The following is a 23957-nucleotide window of genomic DNA, read 5'->3' as shown; positions in this document are numbered from 1 at the left end:
GCTTATGAAGGAATCAGATTTGATAAAAAATACTGTTGTTTTAAATAGGACTGATGAGGATGAATTTCTTGATTTGGATTCACCATTAGAATTCAAACAGGTCATGAAATCTTTGAAAAAAATTATAAAATAATATTTAAATATTATGATTTTAAGAAATTTAATTAATTAGCTTTAAGGTGTTATAATGGTTGAAAATAATTTAAAAAGCTATGTTGATGATTTCTTCAATCAATTGGTTTTATATGATGATTATTATAATGGGCATGACTATAAAGGATTATTAAAAGCATGTATTGATGTTTTTTTAGATAATGAAACAGAATATAATGCACGTGAGATTTATGAAACATTTTTCATGATTTATCAAATCACTTCAGAAAATAAATCAGACAAGGTCACCGATAAGAGCATTGTCAGCGAACCGAATACACTATTGGATTTGGTTGACATAATGCATAAATACGAAAAGGGCACTGGTGATTTGATTGAAAGACAAAGGGATCATTTCATCCATTCAGTAAACGTGTTCCTTTTGGGATTGGCTGTTTATTCACAGAACAGTATTTATCGTGAAGCTTTCATGGATTATATTATTAAAAGTCCTTATAATAAATATTATATGATTGATGGTGAGTTTTCAAATGAGGAATTTTTATATCGTTGGGGTATTGCATCTCTTTTCCATGATATAGGATATCCTGTAGAGATTATAGGTAAACAATTGAATAAATTTATCAATGATAGTGTAAAGTCAATTTCAGGAAGGTATGGTGCTGACACTGCTGTTGATTTTAAAGATTTCAATGAATTTAATACTTTAATTAAAATAGAGTCTGATTTTGCGGACAATTACACTGAAGTGTATCCGAAAGCCAAATTTTTAGATCTATTTAAGCCAACAGATATTATGGCTCACAAAATAGCGGTCGATTTTCCTAAAGTCAATGTCGATGATGTTGCCAGACATTTGGATAAGTTTATTGATGTCATGGGTGAAAATGGATTTATAGACCATGGATTTTTCTCATCAATCCTTGTTTTGAATTCCTATGGATATCTGATTCAAAAGTATGCCAAAAATCATGATTTCTTTTTCTATCCGATTGTAGACAGTGCAACAGCTATTCTGTTACATAATTATTATAACAAGGTCCTGCAGAAAAAACCATTCAATTTATCATCTCTTCATCCGAATGATTCTCCATTGGCATATCTATTGATTTTGTGCGATGAGCTTCAGGAGTGGAATCGTGTACCTCGCGGTGTTATTGATAAAAAAAGAAGCCATGTAAACGAACTGGAATTGAAGATTGATAACACCCGTCTGGATGTTGACTATATTGTTCATGATGGTGGAATGGGTATTGGATTTTCTGAAGATAAAGAAGAGTTGCTGAATAATGTATTGTCCATCCGTAGTGTATTCCAAAGAGGGTTATCTGTATTAATCAGGCTTGAACAGGACACCAGTGTCATGAGGGAATTTGATAAGGAAGATGCTCAAAAACCTAGTACCTTGCTTAGAAATATTGAAAAATTAGCCAGACAGATCCATCAACAATATATTGACACTACTACAGCACAGTATGAGGAAATGTTGGCCAATGGTGAGGAAGATGAAGATTTAATACAAAAATATGAAAATTTACCTTCCTTTGAAGAGTTATCTCCTCAATTAAAGATTGCAAATTTCCGTCAGGCAAAATCAATTCCTAAAAAATTGCGCAAAATAGGATGTGAATTGGCTAATATCTCCGATGAGCGTAAGGAAATTAAAGAATTTACAGATGAAGAAATCCTTGATTTGGCAATAATGGAACATGACGAATGGTGGGAAGAAAAAATAGGCACCGGTTGGAGATATGGTCCTGTTCGTGATGATGAAAATCTTATCCATAACTATATGGTGCCATGGGAGGAATTGCCTCCTGAAATACAGCAATATGATATTGACCCTGTAAAAAACATTCCAAAGTTAGTTGAATCTGTTGGGCTGAAAATAGTCACAACCAAAACAAGAATGCTGACATTTGAAATGCATAAGCTATACTCACAGGAAAATGATGCAGTGGAGTTTGATAAACTGCCGAACTATATCAAGTATTCAAATTATAAGCAGACGGACTATCTGGTCAAAATATTGGCTGAACTCGGTTATGATATGGTTGACATTGAGGAACCCGGTGTGGCAATATCCACTTTTGATAATGATTCCCTTAACTATTTGGCTCAAAGGGAACATGAGGGATGGTATAAACTCAAAATAAATATGGGCTGGAAATATGGTACTGTTCGTGATGATGATATGAAAACCAATCCTAATCTAGTTGATTGGGATGACCTTGAATATGCAAAAAAAGACGCCAATATTCACACATTCAGAAACCTTCCGGATTTATGCAGAAATGTAGGTTTAAAGATTGTTAAAAATTAACTAAAAATCATTTTTAAATCTAATCTGTTATTATTAAAATTTGACTAAAAATAGTTTAAAGTGAATGAAATAGTCATTCACTCTTTTTTTTAATTTAAAAATTGTTGGCCCAATTGAGGAAATTGCTAATCTAATATGAATAATGCATTTTTTCATATATCACAATTTTTAATACTTGGAACTCATATTAAAAAGTTATTAATAATGATTAACCAAAACTATACATATGAATGTGGCGGATATTATAAATCAACCGATTTTTCAGTTAATCGTGGAAATTATAATTTTTACTATTTTAACAGTAATTGGTATGTTTATTCATAAAAAAATAAAATCTAGTTCAAATAGATATTTAAATCCTCATGAATTTTTGCCGGAAGGGGAGATACACTCATTAAAACAGATGTTTTATCTAATCATGATGGCATTGTCATTTATCATCATTATTTATACTTTGACATTTGTGGTGGATGATGTACTTTATATTGTAATATTCGATATATTACTTTCATTGTTTATTGCGGTAACTTTGGATAAAACTTCAATCAAAGGTAAAATTCTCTTTTTGTTGTTGGTTCCATTTGGATCCTTAACTTATATGCTGTTTGGATTTACTTTGATCAGCTTGCTTGATATTATCCATGTATTCATATTCCTTTACTTTATTAAATACTATTTTGATAAATTCAGAGAATATACTACTTCTAACGGTTTAGGATTGGCTGTAATTCTCTTGTTTTCAATAATATTTATCAGTTTTTTCATTACACAATTTGCAGAACATGTCAATGCACTTGATTCACTTGTAATGGTGTCAAATGCATTTACAAGTAATGGATATACTGTTTTGGGAAAAACAATTCCTGGTAAATTGAATAGTTTATTTTTGGTATGGGGAGGTTATATTATCTCCGGTGCAGGTACTGCTACATTAACGGCTGCGATACTGATCAGGCACTTTAATAAAAGAGTTGAAGAACTTGAAAAAATAATTGAAGGGGAGAGTGGTGAATAATGGATAATACAATTTTTATTTTAATGACAGCGATTGACTTTGTTGTTGCAATTATAGTTTTTACTATTCTGTGCAAGGTTCTTAAATTCGCATCCAACAAGCTCAAGGCTTCCGAACGCTTCAATTCTTTTAGACTGTTCCACCTTGAAGAGTATTTTCCGGAGGAACAGGCAACTGAAATCAGACAAATTTATTATCTGACAATGATTGTGCTATTTGTGTTGAACTTCCTATACCTTATAGTGTATTGGAGGGATGTGACTTTCACATTGGTTGTTTTTGATATACTTCTTTCAGCTTATCTTGCAATTGGCATCAATAAAAGTTCAGGTAAAACCAAATGGCTGCTGTTGTTTTTATTGGTTCCATTTAATTCCATAGCTATGGTGATATTTTCAGGATCATTTGTTTATCCTCTGGATATATGTCACAGTTTAGCATTCCTGTACTTCATTAAAGTTTATTACGATAAATTCATCAACTATACTGAAACAAACAGTTTGGGAATAACAATAATGTTATTGTTTATAATAGTATTTGTCAGTTTCATATTCACTGCGTTTGTTGAAGATGTATCTCCGTTGGATGCCCTTGTCATGGCATCTAATGCATTTACAAGTAATGGTTATGCGGTTTTAGGTAATAGCAGTGTCGGTAAACTAAATTCATTAATTCTGGTTTGGAGTGGTTTTATTTTGTCCGGTGTGGCTACTGCAACATTAACCGTTGCAATCGTAATGAAACGTGTCAATAATGACTTTGACAGGCTTGAAGAATTGGTTAAAAAGAATAAGAAAAATTAATTGATTATTCTTTTTGCAAATTCTTGTGCATCTTTTAAATCTTTTTCATTTGGTCTTCCTCTGTGGACTAGTTTAAATGCTCCTCTGCAGTGGAATTCATCTTCACTCATTTTGATTCCTTTAGCTTCGACATGTTTTTTGACCTGTCCGTAGGTTGACTCAAGTAATGCCGCTGATGAGAAATTGACGACTTCACCGACATTTACATTAATGTTTGCTATGAAATCTTTGATTGCGGAGTCAATTCCAGCAGCATAAACAGCACTTCCTAAAAATAGGATGTCTACATCTTCGGTTAAAGGTTCATCTACTGTTTTTGCTTCTACATTGATTGCAGAGCCTATCGCTTCTGCAAGTTTCTTTGTATTTCCGGTTTTTGTGTAATATCTGATTGCTACTTTCATTTAAACACCTTATTTTTATATTGTCAGGGGGTTATTTAAATTTTTGTTAAAATTCATATGTTCTTAAAACTTCAGCAATCAGTGTTTCGCAGTCAGGTGCTCTACTTTCAACTTCTCTTTTAAATTCATCAGGATCCTGTCTGATTGACGGAAATGAATTGTAGTGCATAGGGATGACAAATTTCGGATTGATCCATGAGACGGCTATTGATGCTTCTGTGGGATTCATTGTGAAAATGTTTCCTATTGGAAGAATTGCAATGTCCGGTTTGTATACTTCTCCAATAACGAATTTCATGTCCGAAAACAATCCTGTGTCTCCTGCATGGAAAACCTTAAAATCATTTTCAAAGGTAAAAAGAAAGCTTCCGGGTTTTCCGGCATAGGGAATGTTGATGTCAAAATCTAGACTTGAAGAGTGTTTTGCATCAAGCATCCTTATTTTAACATCCTCAATTGTTATTTCTGCTCCGCAATTAATTCCAATGGCATTCACACCTTTCCTTTGGAGATAAATCGATATTTCGTAGTTTGTAACAACAACTAAATTTGGATTGTTTCTTGCTATTTCCACAACGTCTCCGAAGTGGTCTGCATGACCATGTGTGATGCAGACAACATCCGGATGAACCTCATCTACTTTTAGGGGACATGAGGGATTTGCCTGAATGAAAGGGTCAACAATGATGTCCAATCCATTATCACTAATCAGTTCAAAAGCGGAATGGCCTAACCATTTGAGTTTCATATCCTGCAGACTCCATTAACACAACTGTCAGCATCTTTTTCTTCATCCACTTCACTTTCAGCAATTATTTGACTTAAAACGCTTTTGAAATCTTCATATGAAAGTGCTCCTGGGATGGAATATTTACTATCGAATAGATAAAATGGAACAGCATGAATCCCGCTTGAAAGAGCAATTGTCTCATCTGATTCGACTAATGAATTGTACATGTCACTGTCCAGAACTTCAGTTATTTCCTCATCTTTCAAACCTGCTTTCATTCCAATATCAAGCAAAACTTCCCTGTCTGCCAATTTTAGATTTTTTGTGAAGTATGCATCAAAGAGCATATTGGCAAGATTTTCTACAAGTTCAGGGTCATTTTTACTCTCTGCCAGTTTCATCAGTCTGTGGGCATCACGGGTATTTGTGTATAAAGTGGTTTCATATTTAAAATCAATTCCCTCTGCCTTTCCAAGTTCGGATATTTGTGAAACCTGTTTTTTGGCATCCTCCTTACTTAAACCATATTTGACACCAAATCTCTCAACGGTTGTGGATGTAACATCCATAGGTGCATTCTGATCAAGCTCAAAAGCACGCATGTCAAATTCAACATCCAAATCCAAATCTTCAACCGCTCTTTTCAGTCTTGTGTTTCCTATATAACAGTAAGGGCAAGCAAAGTCGCTCCAGTATGTAATTTTCATAATCATAACCTCTAAGGAAAATATTTAATACATTTCATTAATAAATAGGTAAGTAACTATTGAATTACTTGATTTGATATTATGGTTGAGAATAATATTTGTCCTATAGGAAATACTCTTGATGTGTTCAATCGAAAATGGATTTTTTGCATAATGTCCAATATATACAACGGCAAAACCCATTTCAATGAGTTCAAGCAGATGAACCCGACAATAAGCAATCATGTTCTAGCCCAGACATTAAAGTATATGGAAGAGCAGAATCTTGTCACCAAAACAGTCATCGATGAGGTTCACAACAAAACCGAGTATGCACTGACCGAAAAGGGACTTAAGACAAATAGGATACTATACGAAATCACAGCTTATTTTTTCAATGAAATCGACGATACAAGAAGTGAAGATGAAATCAGCCAGCTTTTAAGAGAATATCGTGAAGTATATGGTATTTAGGTAAGTTTAAAATTACTTATTTCTTTTTATACTATTTTTTACTATTTACTACTATGAAAACTATATTCGATAAATGTAAACTAGGGGATTTAACACTTAAAAGCCGTATAATCAGAACAGGGCTATGGGAATCCGAGCAAAATGACCTAGATGCGATATATGAGCGATATGAAAAAATCGCCTCAAGTGGAGTTGGGCTTATCACTTCAGAATTATATTCAATCTATCCAAAGGACAAGTTCATTGAGCATTCCTATATGATGGACAGTCTGAATTTCATGACCATGGCAAGAAAACTTGCCGAAATAACTCACAGCTGGGACGTTCCAATTCTTGGCCAGGTCGAGTTCATCAAATATAACAGGGGAATAGATTTGGACATTCCGGTCAATGATTTGACTCTTGACGACATTCGCCAAATTCAATCAGACATCATTGATGCCGCCCAAAAGCTGCAGTATGCGGATTTTGACGGAATACAACTGTCTGTTGGAAACAATTTCTTTTTATCCAAATTCATCAATCCATATTATAACCAAAGGGATGACAACTATGGGGGAAATGTCTTTAACCGTATGAGGATGGTGCTGGAACTAATCAGGGTAATGAAGGACAATCTGGATTTGCATGTTTCAGTTAAGGTCAATACATTTGATGAGAGAAAGGACGGTTTTGACGCCAGTGAAAGTCTGGAGGCATGCAAGCTCCTTGAAAAGGTGGGAGTTGACTCAATTCAGGTTACACGACCATTGTCACCGCTTTATTTTACCAAAAAACTCTCATCTGAAGATGAACTTGTTGACTATACCAGCAAACTGATCGATTCGGTTGACGTGCCGGTAATTGTTGGCGGAGGATTCAACAATATGGAACATATGAATCAATTGCTTAACACAACTAATATCGAGTTCATGTCAATGTACAGGCCATTTGTCTGTGAAAAGGACTTCCTGAAAGGTTGGATGGATGGAAGCAGTGTCCAGTCTAGATGTCTGATGTGCAATAATTGCTATAGGACTAAAAAGAGTAACTGTTATCATTATTAACAGTTCAATATATTACTATGCAAAGCAGTGAAAATATTGACGTGATTAGAGGTTCTCCAAGAAATGCCATTAACAAATTGGCTTTTCCAACAATATTTTCAATGCTTCTGATGTTTTTAAACAATCTGATTGACAGCTTTTGGGTTTCGGGTTTGAATGCCGATGCACTTGCTGCATTGGGTTTCACTTCACCTTTGTATCTTGTCATCATTGGTCTTGGAACTGGTATCGGTGCAGGTGCCAACTCCCTGATTTCAAGATATGTCGGTGCCCAAAGAATTGAGGATGCAAATAATGCAGTTATGCATGCTATAATTTTAACAGTTATTGTATCTATTATAGTTTTAATTGTAGGAGTATTCTTTTTAGAGGATATAGTTATTTTACTTGGAGCATCAAGTGTCAAGACATATTGCCTAAGTTATGGTCAAATCATATTCTTTTTGAATATTGTATTTCTTGCACCCAATGTTACCGCAAGCATATTCCGTACTGAAGGGGCTGTTGGCAGGGCAACCAATCCGCTGATTTTTACTGCAGTCCTGAACATGATAATCGATCCTATTTTGATATATTCTTTTAATCTGGGCATTTTTGGAGCGGGACTTGCAACCGTAATAGCTTCATTTGCGGGTTATGTCTGGATGCTATACTGGATATTTGTTAAAAAGGATACCTATTTCAAATTCAAGTTCGAGTATTACAGAAGAAAGCTTGAAATATATAAGGAAATCCTCGTTGTGTCACTGCCCGCCGCAACAGAGGAGATTATATTTGCATTGGTGGCTATCATTTTGAATTTCCTGATAATGGTGACTGCAGGTGTCGGTGAGGTCGCATCATTTACCATAACATGGAGATTGATTACAATAGCATTCATACCCTGCATGGCTATTGGAATTGCGACCATAACCGTATCGGGTGTGGCATATGGGGCTCGAAACTGGGAAAACTTCAATGAAACAATCAAGTACTCTACATTCATAAGCCTGATTATCACTGTTTTGATTTGTCTGATATTCTTTGTTTTTGCCCAACCTATCTGTGGTGCCTTCAACTTCCAGGCTAATGACCCTGTTTTAGTCAACCGTTCCGCTGAAATACTGCAGCTTCTGGTTTTCTATAATGTCCTGATTGCATTTGGAGCAACGGCAGCATATACCTATCAGGGGGTCGGTTCAGGTTTCAAGTCATTGGCTTTGACTATAATGAGGGAACTGGTATTAAGTATGGCATTTGCCTATGTGATGGGTATACTATTGAATATGGGTGTTTTTGGAGTGTATCTGGGAGCAATTATTGGAATGAACATCGGTTCAATAGTGGGCTTTGTTTTCATATGGGTTTTTAATCTCAAATTCAAAAAGGTTTGCGGGAAGTAGCAGTTCCTTAAACTTTTTAAGATATGTGGTGTAATCTATTATTAAGTATGTTTGGGTGAGATAATGAAAGAAACAAAGGAAGAAGATATTAAAGTTAACAGACGTAAAGGTGACAAAGCAGTTTTTGAATCTAATTTACTTCAACAAATTTCTGACGGCATTGATTTTTTAAAAGATGAGGGTAAAGATGTTTTAAGAGAGTTAGATGCAAAAGGATTAAATGAAGAGGCTTTGGGGGAATTCGGTGAATCCACTTTAAATCATATTTCGGATGTGGTTGATGAGATGTCACAGTTAAAATCAGAAATCATTGATGAGGATGAGTTGCCGGAATCAATTAGAAAATCTTCTAGAGACCTTAAAGTTGCTCTCAATAGGGATGAGGACTATGTCAGAAGGGCAAAAAGAAGATTTGACAGAATAAATGATGGTGATTTTGTAGATGCATCAAGAGCAAACTTGAGAGTTGTAGAACTTTGTAACAAGGCTATTGATGTTAACCGATCTAATAAGAAAGCATATTATCTTAAAGGTTGTGCACTAATTAATCTTGAAAAATATGGTGCCGCTATTGAAGAGTTTATCAATTCCCTGGCCATTGAAGAAGATATTGATTCTTATATCGGTATTGCACATGCAAACAGGCTTAACGGAGACTATGAAGATGCAATAGATGTTTATGATAAAGTGCTTGAAAAGAATGAGGGATCATTTGAGGCATTTGAAGGTAAGGGACTGGCATATTATGCATTGGATGATTTTAAGGAAGCCTACAATTCATTTAGAAAAGCAGATGAGGTCGGTTCTCTTGGTGATGAGTCCCAAAAATTGATGGACGAATGCTTTGAAAAGATTTAGGCAATTTTTTCCTTTAGCTGTGTTTTCAAAGTAGTGTAGTAATAACCCTTAAGGGCAAGCAATTCCTCGTGGGTTCCTTGCTCTATTATTTCACCATTTTCAATTACAATAATCTTGTCTGCATTCCGGATTGTTGAAAGCCTGTGGGCTATAATGAAACTTGTTTTTCCTTCCATCAGCTTATCCATTGCCTTTTGAATCAATTTTTCTGTTCTGGTATCAACACTTGATGTTGCTTCATCCAGAATAAGTACTTCTTTTTTTGACAGTATTGTACGGGCTATAGTCAATAGTTGCTTTTGTCCATGGGATATGTTGTCCGAATCCTCGTTCAGGACACTTTCGTATCCATCGGAATGCTGGTGGATGAATTTGTCCGCATATACCTTGCCGGCAGCATCAGCAATTTCTGAATCGGTTGCATCAAGGTTTCCGTAGCGGATATTATTTGATATTGTATCTGAAAAGAGCCATGAATCCTGCAATACCATGCCTATTAGAGACCTCAGACTGTTTTTGTCATATTCATCTATATCTATGCCGTCAATCCTGATTGATCCGTCAGTTATGTCATAAAATCTCATGAGCAATTTTACGATGGTGGTCTTACCGGCTCCGGTTTCACCGATTATTGCTATCTTTTCACCTTTTTTAACATCAAATGATAGGTTTTTAATTATTTTTTCATTTGGTGTGTATGAAAAGCTGACATTTTCAAATGTGATGCCTTCTTTCAAGGTATTGATTTGTCTATCGGATGGGTTTTGCTCATCTTCATAATCCAAAAATTCAAAGATACGTTCGCTTGCAGCCATGGCGGTTTGGATCTGATTCATTATACGGGTTATTTGTTGTATAGGTCTTGTAAAGCTTTGGGTGTATTGGAAAAATGCTAAAATATCTCCGACCATTATTGCTCTTTGAAGCACAAAGACAGCACCCAAAACCGCAACCACAACATATGTGAAATTGGATATGAAGTTCATCAAAGGACCGTTCAGACTTGAATAAAACTGTGATTTCCATTCATGGGTAAACCAGTTTTCATTGTCGCTTTCAAATTTCTCCAGGGATATTTCTTCCTGGTTGAATGCACGGATAATGTCGTGGCCGGTGAATGTTTCCTCGATTTGACCGTTTAGCGAACCTTTAAAGGTCAGCTGTTTGAGGAAGTACTTTTGTGAATACTTTGTCATTAAATGGATTAATATGAATGCAATCGGGACCAGGATAATTGTAGTAAGTGTCATCCAGACATTGATTGTCAGCATCATTATGAATACTCCGATTAAAGTAATTATTGCAGTTGACAATTGGATGAATGACTGTGTAATACCATTCTGCAGGGAATCGACATCGTTTGTGACCCTTGAAAGGATATCTCCCCTTTTGTTTTCCTCAACCTTGTCCATTGGAAGGTGTAATATCTTTTCAATTAATCTTTCCCTTAAGTCATAACTGATTTTGGTGGTCACTTCAATCAAAAATAAACTCTGCAGGTATGAAAATACAGAACTTACAAGATATAATACTGTAACGATTTCCAAAAGGTAAAACAATGTGCTGATGTCAATTGTGCCTGTGTTATGGATAATGTTGTTTATTCCATCAAATATTATAGTTGTTGCCTGACCAATGAGAAGAGGTGCTATAATAGTAAATGCCGTGGATATTACGGTAAATAGTATTGTCAATATAAGTTTCCATTTATGGTCATTTAAAAGGCTTAAAATGTTTTTGATTGCCTTTCTGTTGTCTACAGGCTTTTCAGGAGGCTTTCTTCTAAGAGGTCTTGGGCTCATGATAATGCCTCCATGTTGTCGACCTGGATGTTTACGATTTCACGGTAGATGTCGGAACTTTCAATCAGGCTTTCATGATTTCCCCTATCAACGATTTCGCCATTGTCGATTACCAATATCTCATCGGCATCCATTATTGTCGAAATCCTTTGAGAAACAATGAGTATTGAGGAGGCCTTCAAATCCTTGAGATTGTTTTTAATCTTTCTTTCTGTATTCATGTCAAGGGCTGAAAAGCAGTCATCGAATAAATAAAATTCATGATGGTCAATTATTGCCCTTGCTATTGATAGGCGCTGTTTTTGACCGCCTGAAAAGTTTGACCCTCCTTGTGTGACTTCTTCTGAGAGATTTTCAATGAAATCAACCTGGGCAAGTTCCAGTGCCTTGGAAATTTCATCTTCACTTGCATCAGCTTTTCCAATTCTCATGTTGGATTTGACATCTCCTTGGAAAAGAATGGCCTTTTGAGGAGTAAAACTTATTTTGTCCCTTAATTGTTGTAATTTAAAATTTTTAATGTTTAATCCGTCAATGAGGATTTCACCACTTGTCGGGTCATGAAGGCGTGGGATCAGGTTTAATATTGTGGACTTGCCGCTTCCTGTTCCGCCAATGATTGCAGTGGTTTTTCCGGGTTTTAATGTAAAATTTATATTTTTTAGTGTTTCCTTTTCACTTCCGGGATATTTGTAGCAGACGTTTTTAAATTCAATTGTAGGATTTTGTGAAATTTCTGTAATTTCACCGTCTTTTATTGTAATTTCGGTGTTTAAAACTTCACTCACACGTCTTCCTGAAACAAGCACTCTTGGAAGCATAATGAAAAATCCTCCAATCATCAAAAATGAGGTAATAATCTGGGTTGAATATTGGATAAATGCAATGATGTCTCCGGTAAGGAGTCCTCCACTTATGGCATCATATGCACCAAAGTATAGGATTAAAACGACCATCATGTTCATTATCAGTGTCATTAACGGAAGCATAACCAGCATGTTTTTGAATACATAGATGTTCACGTCATAGAATTCCTTGTTCACTTTCTGGAATTTGTTTTCCTCATAATCCTGACGAACAAAAGCTTTGATAACTGGTATTCCCATCAGGATTTCCCTTGCAGTCCGGTTCATTCTGTCAAGAATTTCCTGTGTGATTTTAAAGTATGGGAGTACACGTATGATAACTATAATCAAAAGCAATATCACCGCAATGAAATTGACAATAATAATCCATGTTAAATCGGTTTCAAGCTCGAAAACTTTTATTATGCTGCCGATACCCAAGAGAGGTGCAAAAATCAGTGTTGTAAAAATCATTCCCAAAACGTTCTGGAGCTGATTTACATCATTGGTTGTTCTTGTAATCAATGAGGACCTGGAAATGTCATTCAGTTCATGATTGGAAAATTTTAAAACCTTTCTGTAGATTATTTTCCTCAAGTCCTTTGCATAACCTGATGATACTCTGCTTGAAAAATAGCTGACACCAACTGTGGCCAAAGCAGAGATTGCAACCATTAAAAGCATCATCATACCGGTATCTATAATAAACTGAAAATCAGTATTTTGTATCCCGATATTTACAATATACGCGGTGTATTGTGGTAAAGTTAAATCACAGTAAACTTGAATTAATAGGAAAATGAAAATAAATAAGATTAAGTGAATCTTATTTTTCATAGGTTTTAATAATTTTTTCATAAATATTCTTAATATATTCTATTGATCATTATAATTATATTTTTTCAAGAATTTGAAAGCAAATATTTAAATGAATTCCTTCCACAAATCTGTTTTTAAAACGCTTGTTTCGCTTAACTCTTCCAGTTTTAGGAATAATTCCCATGGCATGGACAATGTCAGATAATCATTTGGGATGAAGTGTTTCATTTTACTGCGTCCTGCAAAGTCAATTGGACTTAAAACAGGTTTCGGATTGTCACTTTCGGTCTGCTGGAATGTAAAGCATCCAATTGCCTGACATGATGAAGCCTGTGGTGTTAAGATGTAGTTGCCTTCAAGCCTGAATGATGAATTAATCTGCATTAAAACTGTCAGTTCAATAGGATTCACGGTAAAGATCACTGATTCTGGAATTTCACCTTCCTCCAAGTTTTCCAATCCCTTGAATATGACGTATTGTCCCTCATCATATATTGGACGATTTTTTATGCATGTCTTGGCAGTTTCAAAATCACAGTAGATTCTCTCTCCATGGGTAAACATTTCTCGTGATGGTTTTGGCATATTTTCCAATCTCTTTTGATAGTTTTCCTTGTCAACTGCTGAGTCAAGACCATTTGACAAAAATGCTGCCTGAAAATCAACTGCATCTTCTGTAGGAAGTCCTGATCCCCATCCGAATCCTACTGAAACTCCTCCGCAGGTAATGTTTTCACGTCCGAAGTAGGTGGTTTTTCTTTTTGCAATGGTTTGTGCAACAAAACTCATTGCACATCCTCCATTATTTTTCGGTCCGACTGCATTTTCAGGTTTATTGTCACTTTTGAGCAATACTATTGGTGGAAATTTCATGTTTAGTTCTTCTGATATATTACTTTTCATATTAACAACCTCATTAGTTGTATTTTGATTTTTGTTTTATATAATATTGTATGTTTTTTGCGAGTAGGATATTTTTTCATTTCAAAAAACCGAACGAATGAACAAATTTTAGAATATGTTGTTACATGTTTGTTTATTTTTTACAATGCTTTTTCAAACTTAACATTCACTAAAATATGTACAAAAAACTATAACATTTATATACTACTTCCGCTAATTTAAGATAGGAATTATAGTGAGGTGAAGATAATGAAAAGAATTACTATACCAATATTGGCTATACTCCTTGTTGGATTATTGCTTCCAACCGGATTTGCAGCCGATTCCAATCTTGTAATAACATATGGTGAAACTACATATGCAAACAACGATTATAAATCTGTTGTTGATGCATTCTTTGTAAATCAAGCAAATGTTGATTTAAACAATGTGAATTCAAAAGTAATCACTGCTGATCAAGTAAATCAAGTATCCAGTGGTATTACAGGTAAATCCTATTCATCAAATCAAATATTATCATCTGCATTCCTCGATTTAAAAGATAATGACAATCTTGAAGTGAGTGTGGACAAATCCAAAATCACAACAATCACTGGTAACATGTACATTTCAGCATTGAAATCAGCAGGTATAACCAGTGGACACGTTTACGTAACCAGTCCTGTTTCCGCTACAGGAGAATCTGCTCTTGCAGGAATAATGAATTCTTATGAAGAAGTTACTGATGTTAAAATTCCGGAAACTGTAAAAGAAGCTGCAAACGATGAAATCTACACACAAGCCGAAATTGTTGAAAACTCAGGTGTGGATGCGGACAAATTATCAAAACTGGTTGACGATGTTAAACAGGAAGTGTCAAAAGGTAACGTTACAGATCATGGAACTATTGTGAACATTATCAATAACTATGTTCAAAACAACAATATCAACATTACAAATGTGGATATTGAAAATCTGGCAAATACAATTCAACAAGTGCAAAATGTGCAGGGTGATGTAAACCACTATAAAGATCAAGTAGGTGAATTTCTAAATAATGGAAATTCCACTGGCGGTTTTTCACTTGATTCATTATTTGACTGGATTAAAGCATTCTTTAATGGGAACTAATTTCCATTAATTTCTTTTTTTTTAAAGTAAATACTTTAGGGTATTTATATAATGTTAAATATATATTATGATATTGAGGTGGAAATATTGAAACATCTTAATATTATAAAAATTTTAATAATTTTAATACTTCTGGTTGTAAGTGTAGGATCAATTTCAGCAGCTGATGATTCAAATTTCGTATCAGATGACAATTCAGATGATGATTTCGATTTGGATGAGGAATTGGAAGACAATCTGGATGATGAGTCTGATGATGATTTAGATGATGAGGACTTTGAGGATGATGAGTCTGATGATGATTTAGATGATGAGGACTTTGAGGATGATGAGTCTGATGATGATTTGTATAATGAATCTGATGATGATTGGGATGATGATTTAGATGATGGCAACTACACTGATTTTGACTATTTGGATTTCAAAATTAAGTCCTACTTGATTCAATATGGAAACTATTCATACTTTAACTGGACTGAATCCGAACATTTCATGAGTGAATATCAAGTATTTCTCTTAAATCAGTCAAACTATACTCTAAACAGTAGTGCGGAAGGCTATGAAACCTACCTGAAAATATTTGATTCAATAATATCCACATTTGGGGATTATAACCTAACCGAAAACGAAACAGAATACCTCAAATTCATGATAATCTATTATCTCAACAATTTCGGTAATGTTAGTGCAAATTTCACATGGGATGAAAATCAGAGTTTTGCGAATTTCACACCCGATTGGGCCGTTTTAGCTTGTTGTCTTGAGGGTTGTGGATTCAGTGGTAATGCGACATCATCCATATTCTATAATTATCTGCCAGTTTTAGGTAGTTTTAGTCCTATATTTGGAAATGTGACAGATTCAAATTCAACAAAAACAAACATGACTCATGTTGATTTGCCTGAAAATAATCCATGGTGGGCTAATCTGGCAATTTTGTTTCTGGTTGTTTTGATGATGTTTTTAATAATTTTGTAATTAGTTTGTAAATACTGTAATTTGATTGAAAAATCATTTTATAGTATAATTTTTTTTATTAACTTTCAAATTATTTTTTAAAATTAATTTAAACTTCTTGTACTTTTTTTATCTTAATATAAAAAGATTGTAATAATGGTAATTTTCTATAGTTTTATTTCATCCGACCAATCTTGATTTAATTTGATAATAGTTTTTCATAGCATTATTTAAATATTCAATTTATTTATATTAATTTTTAATGTTTTTTCATACTTATTTTTTGAAATTAAGGTTTTTTAATAAGATTTAGCAAATAAAAAGGTTTATATACTATTATCAGTATATTAAAATAAAAGTTTGTTATGATATGATGCAAACTTGTAGGAGGTATAATATTTTGAACAAACAATTATTGCTTGCATTTGCATTGCTTTTGGTTGCAATATTTTCAGCAGGAGCAATTTATGCAAGTGATGTAAATGGTACTGAAACATTGGATGCAAACGTAATTGGCGATGAAGCTGATATGCCGGTTGCAGTTGATGGGGATGTATCAAATGATAATAATATATCAACAGTTGAAGATACTATAGTGGTGGATAGTATTTCAAGTAAACATCCTACAGAAATAATTAATCCGAAGGACACGATTTATTATAAGGATTCTTATTATGTTATTTTAATTGATGAGGATGGTAACTGTTCCCTAGCCAATAAGACAATAGATATTGTAATCAATAATAGGGATTACACTGTCGTTACGGACAATGACGGTGTTGCTAGGATTGATCTCTCATTAAATCCTGGCCAATATTCGGTCACTGCATCATTTGCAGGAGATGAAAATTATATTTCATCAAACTTATCCACAAAAATCACTATACTGCCTTCAATACAGGCTAAAGATATAGTTAAATACTATAAAGGAAGTACAAAATATACAGCTACCTTTTATACGGTTAACGGCACTGCCTTAGCTAACACTGAGGTAAAAATTAAAGTAAATGGTAAAACATACCAGGTCAAGACAAATGCAAAGGGTGTGGCTTCTCTTGAGGTCAACCTTAAACCCGGAACATATAAGGTTATAGCCATTAATCCGGACACAGGTTATCAGTTAACAACTACCTTTAAGATATTGCCGACTGTTACTGCAAGCAATATTAAGAAGGTATATACTGACAGCAGAAAATTCTCTGCAAAATTCTATAAAAGCAACGGTAAGGCTTTAGCCTATAAATACATAAAATTCAGAGTCAATGGTAAAACATATAAAGTGAAAACCAATAAGAATGGTGTAGCTTCTTTATCTTTAATAAATTTAAAAAAAGGTACTTATAAAATATATTCTTATAATGTTGATGGATTCAGACTTACCAATACCATTAAAGTATATAGAAAGGTGGCTTCTTCATTAACTTCCAGTGATTTTACTTTTTCAAAGTATACAACATCTAAAGTCATAAAAGTTAGATTACTTAATATATTCGGATACGCTCCGAGTAAAGGAAAGGTAATAAAATTCACAATCAATGGAAAGAAATATTCCAAGACCACTAATAACAACGGTTATGCTTCCCTTACATTACCTAGTCTTAAAGTAGGGGTTTATAAGGTATCATATACTTTTTCCGGCAATTCGTTTTATAAGGCTTCCAAATTGACTAAAAAAGTTACAATCAACTCAAAATCAATCAATCCTTATGGTACCAAAAAGAATATTGTATATTTGAACTCAGATCTTATTCACGGATATGCTCATGACATGAAGGTGCTGAATGAAATTGCAAGTCTCCTGAGAAAAGCGGGTTTTCAAACAAAAATCTGTGGTGTTGGAGCATGGTCTCACTATGAACTAAGGGATACCGTTAAAAATGGTATATGGTTCACTATTTATGGTGGGGCATGTGCAAGTACCCTAAAGGAAACTGCCAATAATGACTGGTTCAGAAAACCGTTGGTCAATCATGGATCCCGTACCGTTGTAGGATTTTTGCCTCCTGCTGGAGATATTAGAAAAGGAGGAAAATATTATGAATGGTTGCCTCGTGCATGGGATGACGGTTTTTCCGATGAAGATTTCACCGGATTGTCCCATCCTGCAGATTATTTAACAGACCATGCAATACCATTCATGTATGCAAGCACTGCTAAAGAAATGGTTGCCAAGTTCCTCGCTGGTGGGGATAATAAGGAGGCATGTACTAAAAACTGGAAGTTTATAACTAAAGGTAATGCGGCAGGCTCTCCATCCGAAACCAAGGTTGCCGTTCAAACAGCAAGTTCATCCAGTAATGATGCAAATATTCTCAAGGCTATCCAAATGCAGCCTGTAATTGCAGAAAATGCTTTGAATAACGTTTCTTCAAATGAAGATTTGCTTTTAGTAAATTCTTCCTTTGGAGCTGATGCACTTCCTCTTAATTATAATGGAGGGTCTTGTGAAACTTCATCTTCAATGATGGTTTCAGATATAGGTAGAAATGTGACTGATGAAACCAGCATTTTGTCTACTTCAATCGAGTATTTAACTGTGATAATTGAAGCTTGATATTCTTTAAAAAATTTTTAAGAATATCTTTTCTTTATTTTTTTTAATCATTTTTTTTAACATTCTTCATTTTTTTACCATTTAGTATATATACTAATTAATTACATAAATAAACTCATTAACAAATTAAATTTAATTAACTGAAGGTTTGATATTATGGTTAGATTTTCACAAACTCTTGATGATAAACAATCAAAGAATCGAGGAAAACCTTATGAGCAACCTGCAAGTAATCAGTATTATGTACCTGAAGAACCTCGTGTTGCTCCAAGGCCTAGAGATGATAGGATGTATTCTCAACCTCCTAGACCAACTCCAGTTCAGAGACCCGTTTATCAGGAGGATAATTTCTATACTCAGCCACAAAATGCTGAACCTGAACAGATTATCTATGAAAGACCTAAAATTGAAAGGGAATCTATCCAGCCAGATTATTCAAAACCGGAATTGAACTTTCCAAAAGATCAAAATATCCAGTTCGGTGTCGAATATTCACCAAATTCAAAACCTCCGGTAATTGGTAATAACTATACTATACGTTCAAATTCAATTATCTACAATGATGTAGTCATTGGAGACAATTTCAGAACCGGACACAATGTTGTTATCCGTGAAAATACAAATATTGGAGACGATGTTTTAATAGGAACCAATACCGTTATCGAAGGGGATGTTATTATAGGAAATGATGTCAGTATACAATCCAATGTATACATTCCGACCAATTCCGTAATTGAAGATAATGTATTTATCGGACCTTGTGCTTGTTTTACAAATGATAAATATCCTGTTAGAATCAACTATGAACTTCAGGGACCAAAGGTTAGACGTGGAGCTTCAATAGGAGGTAACACTACATTTTTATCCAATGTTGAAGTTGGTGAGGGTTCAATTGTTGCTGCTGGAGCTATTGTGATCCATTCAGTTCCACCATTCTATTTGGCAATTGGAACACCTGCTCGTATTAAACCACTTCCAGACCACTTGAAAGTTCCTAATAGATTCTAATACCAATGGAGATTAATTATGGCTAAATATAAATGTAAAATTTGTGGATATATTTTTGATGAAGATGACATTGAAGAGGGATTAAACATTCCATCAGGAACAAAATTTGATGAACTGCCTGCTTCATTTAAATGTCCTAAATGCAGAATGGCAAAGGCTATGTTTGAAAAAATTGATTAGTTTTATATATTACTAACTTATATAGTATTATTATAATTAAAATTTTTAAGGAGATTGTTAATAATGGCAAAATTTAAATGTAAATTATGTGGTTTTGTAACCGATGAGTTTGAAGAACTTCCAGAAGATTACAAATGTCCTATGTGCGGTGCAACTGCTGACATGTTTGAAAAAATCGAATAGGGTTGTTTAACATGGCTTTTGTTTGTAAAGTTTGTGGATTCGTTTTAGATGAAGACGAATTACCAGAAGATTACGTATGCCCTGTTTGCGGTGTACCTGCAGCTAATTTTGAAGAACAATGAATGTTCTTCTTTTTAAATTTTTTCTAAAAACTGTTTATTTTCAAAAATTACACTTATTTTACCGGAATATTTTTCAAATATTTTTTCTATATTCCTGTTGTCCTTTGAAACTACTTGATAGGATACCTTATCCGAATATTCCTTATCGATTGCTTCAAGCTGATTGTTTCTGACTTCTGTATCCACTAGTTTTATGTCAGAATATTCGAAGGTAATCTTATAGACATCATACTCTTCAATTTCAACGATTTCCGCCTGGCCAACAGCTTCCATTACTGATTTGGAATATGCCCTTACAAGCCCTCCGGCACCAAGTTTTATTCCTCCGAAGTATCTGGTAACGATTGCGGTTATGTTGTGAAGTTCTTTTTTCCTTAAAACATTAATCATTGGTTTTCCTGCGGTTCCTCCAGGTTCCCCATCATCATCAAAGCCTTCTCCGTCCCCTACAATATATGCGGTGCAGTTGTGAGTTGCATCATTGTATTTCTGATTCAATTCATTAATGATTTCCTTTGACTCCGCTTTGTTTTTGGTTGGGTAAAGAGAACATATGAATTGGGATTTTTTGATGTTTATTTCAATCTGAACCGGTTTTTTAATTGTTTTCATGGTATCAATATATTTATATATATAATCAAACATATTAAGTTTAGTTAATTTTGTGAGGTGTTTAATTTGTCAAGTAGATCAGCTACAGTTTTGGTAATTTTTATAATTGCAGTCCTTGCATTCTGTTTTGCTAGTGTTTTTGCATCCATGACAGGACCAATTTCAATTTTACCTAATAATACGGATTCAAATGCTAGTTTATTTGATAATCTTTCAGTGCAGCAGGATTCTTCAAATAATTACAACTATAATGATTACAGTGATTATTCTAAGGATGATTCTTCAAGTGATGATTCCTCACATGTAGAAACCACAGTGGATAAGTCAACTGATGACAGTTCCCATTCTAGTGAGGGTTCTTCCAGTGGAGGCAGTTCTTCTGGAGGAAGTTCTCAAGAGGATGGTGGCAGTTCTTCTGAAGGTGGTTCATCTGGTGGTGATTCGTCTGGTGGTGGTTCATCTGGTGGTGGTTCATCAGGGAAAGATTCATCTAGTTCCGATAATTAATTCTCTTTTTTTTCTTTTTTTTAGAAATCTAATAATTTTTCAACATCGAATATTACAGAGTTGATTGCTAAACTGAACAGTCTGTTTCCGTAATCTTCATCTACGTAGACGCCATTTTCTTCAACGTCAATTGCGCCCTCTTCGATGTTTGGGTCATCTTCACGTGCTTGCTTGAATCCATGCAGACCAACTTCCTCATATTTGTTGACATCGGCCTGATTGACAACCTCATCATCATTTACAATGCCCAGTACCTTTGCCATTGACAGTTCTCCGCTTCCGCCGTGAGGACCTTCAGAAGAGATCACCTTGTTGTTGAATGTAATTGACAGTCCAGTCTTATCTTCAATGTCCCATAACTCGGCCATCAGGGGAATGTTTCCTCCGTGAGCATTGACAATCACGACTTTTTCAATATCCAGAAATTTCTTTGCCTGGTTTAGGGTGCTTATGACATTTTCCTTTAATGTTTCAAGGGAAACATGCACGCCATGGTCGATTGTGTCCAGTTCATATGCTGGAAATATTATTCCCAAAAACTTGGCACCGGTCAGGAGGGATGATTGAAAAGCGATGTGCGCTCCGATTTTTGCATCGGTATCGATTGGCAGTGCAGGGCCGTGGTTTTCCAGATGTGATCCGAGTGCTATTATTCCGACCTTGTGAACTCCAGGGTCTCTGATATTGCCCGCTCTGTATCTTAGTTCAGCCATATTGCCACCCTAGATTTCAAAGTTCCAGATGTCGTCACCGACATAGTGTTTGGTTTCAACAGCTTTTCCGGAATCATTTGCCACCATTTCCTCACCACTAATCAAACTTATTCCAATTGCCAGTGGTTTTCCATGGGTTTCATCTATAATAAGTACAATGTCTCCGCTTTCAATTCCTTCTGAAGCAGCTACAATTCCGGGACTCATGATGTCTGCACCATTGCTTACAAATCTGATAGCGCCCATGTCTACAGTAACTGTCTTTGATTCTATGTCAGTTTTCAGTGCTGCTTTGAGTGTAGGGAATGGTTTGTCATCGATAATTATGATGTATGGTTCTCCATCTACTAAAATGAATGAATTAGGTTCAGCTTCAAGTATCTCCACATTCTTTTTGCCTTGAAGTAATTCTCCATATTCGCCTAATTCTTGTTTTATCTCTTTAATTTTCTTTTTTTTAAGGAAATTTCTTTTTTTAACTTTTATTGCCATGTTATCCCAAAGTTTGTTTTATGATTATTAATATGTTTTTTCAATAAATAAAGTTTGTTTATAGGAGATTAATTTTTGTCTTTTTTTCAATGCAAGTAAGTAATTGCATGCGGAAAATTATTTATATTGATAAATAAAGATAATTAATTGTATGATTTGGGGTGTGGGGTAGTATTCTCCCCATGTTATATATTTAATTGATATTGAGGTGCGTGTTGTATAATCTGCATTTCTTGTGTTCCACAAGAAATGTGGTCAACACACTACTGAAGTAGAAATCTCTCACTCATCAATGAATACTTGCTGTTTCTTGAAAATACATATCTGAAGTCGATGTCGTCACCAAAATCTGCGATGATTATCGGTGGGTCATGAATTACATATTTTGTTATGCTGCTTGCATTGTTGTTGCTTAGATTTTTTATTATTTGGTTTATCACGTTTAGTTCCTTTTGACTGAATCTGTGTGTGGGAATTATTGTAGGATAATATCTGTGTATTGTTCTGGAATAGTATGCCTCTTTTTTTAAAAACAGCTGATTTTTTGAAATCAGATCCTGGCTTACCTCACTAAAGTGTTTCGGTTTTATTCCCCTTTTTGATTTGATGTATGTCTCATTTGTTAATAGCTCACCGTAAAGTTCATAATATCCAAAATCAATAAAGTACATGATGCTGCAGAGCACTGTCTTTCCAAAATTGGGTTTATAGGAACATTGGGACAATACATACATTATTAAATCAATATATTTGGTGCGGTTGAAATTCATGGTTGTGCCTGTGATGGTTGTGTGAACTTAACTCTGTATCTCTTATATATTATGGAGCGTGGGAGAGCATTTGGTAATCAATATGATATTAAAATTTATTGTCTTTGCTATTTTTTGATTATTTTCGCCTAAAATAAGGTAACCTTTATATAGTAGGTTAGTTATATTTAATAGTATTAGTTTTAATTAGGTTTTGTCTTATCTTAACTTGATTATATTATGTCTAATAATGAGTGTTAAACTCAATTCATATTAAAAAACTAAAATTTGTAATAATATAAGGTGATATAATGAGCGGACAAAATGTTCAAAGACCACTTGACGCATTAGGAAAATCTGTGGATGCTCCTGTGTTAATAAAACTCAAAGGAGATCGTGAATTTAGAGGTATACTTAAGAGCTTTGATTTACACATGAATTTAGTTCTTAATGATGCAGAAGAGTTACAAGACGGAGAAGTAACAAGAAGACTCGGTGTTGTGCTCATTAGAGGGGACAATATTGTTTATATTTCACCATAAGTATTATTCAATACTTTTCTAATT

The 23957-nt window shown here is 34.5% G+C and carries 27 protein-coding genes; 17 read left to right on the top strand and 10 right to left on the bottom strand.

Annotated features, from left to right (window positions below; all coding sequences use genetic code 11):
• Positions 1 to 4 precede the first annotated feature (4 nt).
• From QZV03_RS02915 to QZV03_RS02900, 4 genes are all read left to right on the top strand, one after another.
• Entirely contained in the window at positions 5 to 133 is a 129-nt protein-coding gene (locus QZV03_RS02915; RefSeq protein WP_296874212.1) for a hypothetical protein, read from the top strand.
• A 54-nt stretch (positions 134 to 187) separates the two neighbouring features.
• Complete coding sequence (locus tag QZV03_RS02910; protein ID WP_296874211.1) at positions 188 to 2437, top strand: RyR domain-containing protein; 2250 nt, start codon at positions 188 to 190, stop codon at positions 2435 to 2437.
• Positions 2438 to 2663: 226 nt separating this feature from the next.
• Positions 2664 to 3452, top strand: a complete 789-nt coding sequence (locus tag QZV03_RS02905) for a hypothetical protein (RefSeq protein ID WP_296874210.1) — start codon at positions 2664 to 2666, stop codon at positions 3450 to 3452.
• Entirely contained in the window at positions 3452 to 4255 is an 804-nt protein-coding gene (locus tag QZV03_RS02900; protein WP_296874209.1) for a hypothetical protein, read from the top strand. Before QZV03_RS02905 ends, QZV03_RS02900 begins: the two co-directional genes overlap by 1 nt.
• On the opposite strand, the gene QZV03_RS02895 is transcribed toward QZV03_RS02900, so the two are convergent.
• From QZV03_RS02895 to QZV03_RS02885, 3 genes are read right to left on the bottom strand one after another with little or no spacing between them, the layout of a single operon-like run.
• Positions 4252 to 4659 (bottom strand): flavodoxin family protein, encoded by a 408-nt coding sequence (locus QZV03_RS02895; protein ID WP_296874208.1) that lies wholly within the window; start codon positions 4657 to 4659, stop codon positions 4252 to 4254. The genes QZV03_RS02900 and QZV03_RS02895 overlap by 4 nt on opposite strands.
• Before the next feature lie 46 nt (positions 4660 to 4705).
• Positions 4706 to 5407: a metal-dependent hydrolase gene (locus QZV03_RS02890; protein WP_296874207.1), complete on the bottom strand. Its 702-nt coding sequence runs from the start codon at positions 5405 to 5407 to the stop codon at positions 4706 to 4708.
• Positions 5404 to 6096 (bottom strand): DsbA family protein, encoded by a 693-nt coding sequence (locus tag QZV03_RS02885; RefSeq protein ID WP_296874206.1) that lies wholly within the window; start codon positions 6094 to 6096, stop codon positions 5404 to 5406. Before QZV03_RS02885 ends, QZV03_RS02890 begins: the two co-directional genes overlap by 4 nt.
• Positions 6097 to 6177: 81 nt before the next feature.
• On the opposite strand from QZV03_RS02885, the gene QZV03_RS02880 reads away from it, so the two are divergent.
• From QZV03_RS02880 to QZV03_RS02865, 4 genes are all read left to right on the top strand, one after another.
• The gene (locus tag QZV03_RS02880; protein ID WP_296874205.1) at positions 6178 to 6549 is read left to right on the top strand and encodes a helix-turn-helix domain-containing protein; all 372 of its coding nucleotides are present in this window, start codon (positions 6178 to 6180) and stop codon (positions 6547 to 6549) included.
• Positions 6550 to 6602: 53 nt separating this feature from the next.
• Positions 6603 to 7595, top strand: a complete 993-nt coding sequence (locus tag QZV03_RS02875; protein WP_296874204.1) for a tRNA-dihydrouridine synthase — start codon at positions 6603 to 6605, stop codon at positions 7593 to 7595.
• A 17-nt stretch (positions 7596 to 7612) separates the two neighbouring features.
• On the top strand, positions 7613 to 8977 hold the full coding sequence (locus tag QZV03_RS02870) for an MATE family efflux transporter (RefSeq protein WP_296874203.1): 1365 nt from the start codon (positions 7613 to 7615) through the stop codon (positions 8975 to 8977).
• A gap of 63 nt (positions 8978 to 9040) precedes the next feature.
• Positions 9041 to 9835 carry a tetratricopeptide repeat protein gene (locus QZV03_RS02865; RefSeq protein ID WP_296874202.1) on the top strand — a complete coding sequence of 265 codons (795 nt, stop codon included), beginning with the start codon at positions 9041 to 9043 and terminating at the stop codon, positions 9833 to 9835.
• Here the strand turns inward: QZV03_RS02865 and QZV03_RS02860 are convergent.
• The 3 genes from QZV03_RS02860 to QZV03_RS02850 form a co-directional block, all read right to left on the bottom strand.
• Positions 9832 to 11637, bottom strand: coding sequence for an ABC transporter ATP-binding protein (locus tag QZV03_RS02860; protein ID WP_296874201.1), 1806 nt, complete (start codon positions 11635 to 11637; stop codon positions 9832 to 9834). The genes QZV03_RS02865 and QZV03_RS02860 overlap by 4 nt on opposite strands.
• Entirely contained in the window at positions 11634 to 13319 is a 1686-nt protein-coding gene (locus QZV03_RS02855) for an ABC transporter ATP-binding protein (RefSeq protein WP_296874200.1), read from the bottom strand. Before QZV03_RS02855 ends, QZV03_RS02860 begins: the two co-directional genes overlap by 4 nt.
• 87 nt (positions 13320 to 13406) lie before the next feature.
• Positions 13407 to 14204: a DUF169 domain-containing protein gene (locus tag QZV03_RS02850; protein ID WP_296874199.1), complete on the bottom strand. Its 798-nt coding sequence runs from the start codon at positions 14202 to 14204 to the stop codon at positions 13407 to 13409.
• Positions 14205 to 14453: 249 nt separating this feature from the next.
• Here QZV03_RS02850 and QZV03_RS02845 point away from each other — a divergent pair, with 249 nt between their 5' ends.
• From QZV03_RS02845 to QZV03_RS02815, 7 genes are all read left to right on the top strand, one after another.
• Entirely contained in the window at positions 14454 to 15314 is an 861-nt protein-coding gene (locus QZV03_RS02845; RefSeq protein ID WP_296874198.1) for a DUF1002 domain-containing protein, read from the top strand.
• Between the two features lie 87 nt (positions 15315 to 15401).
• Positions 15402 to 16292: a hypothetical protein gene (locus tag QZV03_RS02840; RefSeq protein ID WP_296874197.1), complete on the top strand. Its 891-nt coding sequence runs from the start codon at positions 15402 to 15404 to the stop codon at positions 16290 to 16292.
• 379 nt (positions 16293 to 16671) lie between these two features.
• A complete protein-coding gene (locus QZV03_RS02835) occupies positions 16672 to 18825 on the top strand; it encodes a collagen binding domain-containing protein (RefSeq protein WP_296874196.1) in 2154 nt (717 codons plus the stop codon).
• Between the two features lie 420 nt (positions 18826 to 19245).
• On the top strand, positions 19246 to 19833 hold the full coding sequence (locus QZV03_RS02830) for an acyltransferase (RefSeq protein ID WP_296874226.1): 588 nt from the start codon (positions 19246 to 19248) through the stop codon (positions 19831 to 19833).
• 18 nt (positions 19834 to 19851) lie between these two features.
• Positions 19852 to 20013: a rubredoxin gene (locus QZV03_RS02825; RefSeq protein ID WP_296874195.1), complete on the top strand. Its 162-nt coding sequence runs from the start codon at positions 19852 to 19854 to the stop codon at positions 20011 to 20013.
• A 63-nt stretch (positions 20014 to 20076) separates the two neighbouring features.
• Complete coding sequence (locus QZV03_RS02820) at positions 20077 to 20196, top strand: rubredoxin (protein ID WP_296874194.1); 120 nt, start codon at positions 20077 to 20079, stop codon at positions 20194 to 20196.
• 11 nt (positions 20197 to 20207) lie between these two features.
• Positions 20208 to 20318: a rubredoxin-like domain-containing protein gene (locus QZV03_RS02815; protein ID WP_296874193.1), complete on the top strand. Its 111-nt coding sequence runs from the start codon at positions 20208 to 20210 to the stop codon at positions 20316 to 20318.
• Between the two features lie 12 nt (positions 20319 to 20330).
• Here QZV03_RS02815 and QZV03_RS02810 read toward each other — a convergent pair whose 3' ends face one another.
• Positions 20331 to 20930, bottom strand: coding sequence for a YigZ family protein (locus tag QZV03_RS02810; RefSeq protein ID WP_296874192.1), 600 nt, complete (start codon positions 20928 to 20930; stop codon positions 20331 to 20333).
• A gap of 66 nt (positions 20931 to 20996) precedes the next feature.
• Between QZV03_RS02810 and QZV03_RS02805 the strand changes: the two genes are divergently transcribed.
• Entirely contained in the window at positions 20997 to 21437 is a 441-nt protein-coding gene (locus QZV03_RS02805) for a hypothetical protein (RefSeq protein WP_296874191.1), read from the top strand.
• 20 nt (positions 21438 to 21457) lie between these two features.
• Here the strand turns inward: QZV03_RS02805 and arfB are convergent, their stop codons facing one another.
• The 3 genes from arfB to QZV03_RS02790 all read right to left on the bottom strand — a co-directional run bounded on the left by arfB (position 21458) and on the right by QZV03_RS02790 (position 23412).
• On the bottom strand, positions 21458 to 22150 hold the full coding sequence (gene arfB, locus QZV03_RS02800; RefSeq protein ID WP_296874190.1) for a 2-amino-5-formylamino-6-ribosylaminopyrimidin-4(3H)-one 5'-monophosphate deformylase: 693 nt from the start codon (positions 22148 to 22150) through the stop codon (positions 21458 to 21460).
• A gap of 9 nt (positions 22151 to 22159) precedes the next feature.
• A complete protein-coding gene (locus tag QZV03_RS02795; RefSeq protein ID WP_296874189.1) occupies positions 22160 to 22642 on the bottom strand; it encodes an RNA-binding protein in 483 nt (160 codons plus the stop codon).
• A 263-nt stretch (positions 22643 to 22905) separates the two neighbouring features.
• The gene (locus QZV03_RS02790; protein ID WP_296874188.1) at positions 22906 to 23412 is read right to left on the bottom strand and encodes a type II toxin-antitoxin system antitoxin SocA domain-containing protein; all 507 of its coding nucleotides are present in this window, start codon (positions 23410 to 23412) and stop codon (positions 22906 to 22908) included.
• Between the two features lie 290 nt (positions 23413 to 23702).
• Between QZV03_RS02790 and QZV03_RS02785 the strand changes: the two genes are divergently transcribed.
• Positions 23703 to 23933 carry an LSm family protein gene (locus tag QZV03_RS02785; RefSeq protein ID WP_067042787.1) on the top strand — a complete coding sequence of 77 codons (231 nt, stop codon included), beginning with the start codon at positions 23703 to 23705 and terminating at the stop codon, positions 23931 to 23933.
• Positions 23934 to 23957: the final 24 nt, after the last annotated feature.

It is taken from the genome of uncultured Methanobrevibacter sp. (genome assembly GCF_902788255.1).
In the GTDB taxonomy this organism is placed as follows: Archaea; Methanobacteriota; Methanobacteria; order Methanobacteriales; family Methanobacteriaceae; genus Methanocatella.
Note: the sequence above shows the minus strand (reverse complement) of the source record. Positions and strands in the feature narration are given on the sequence as shown.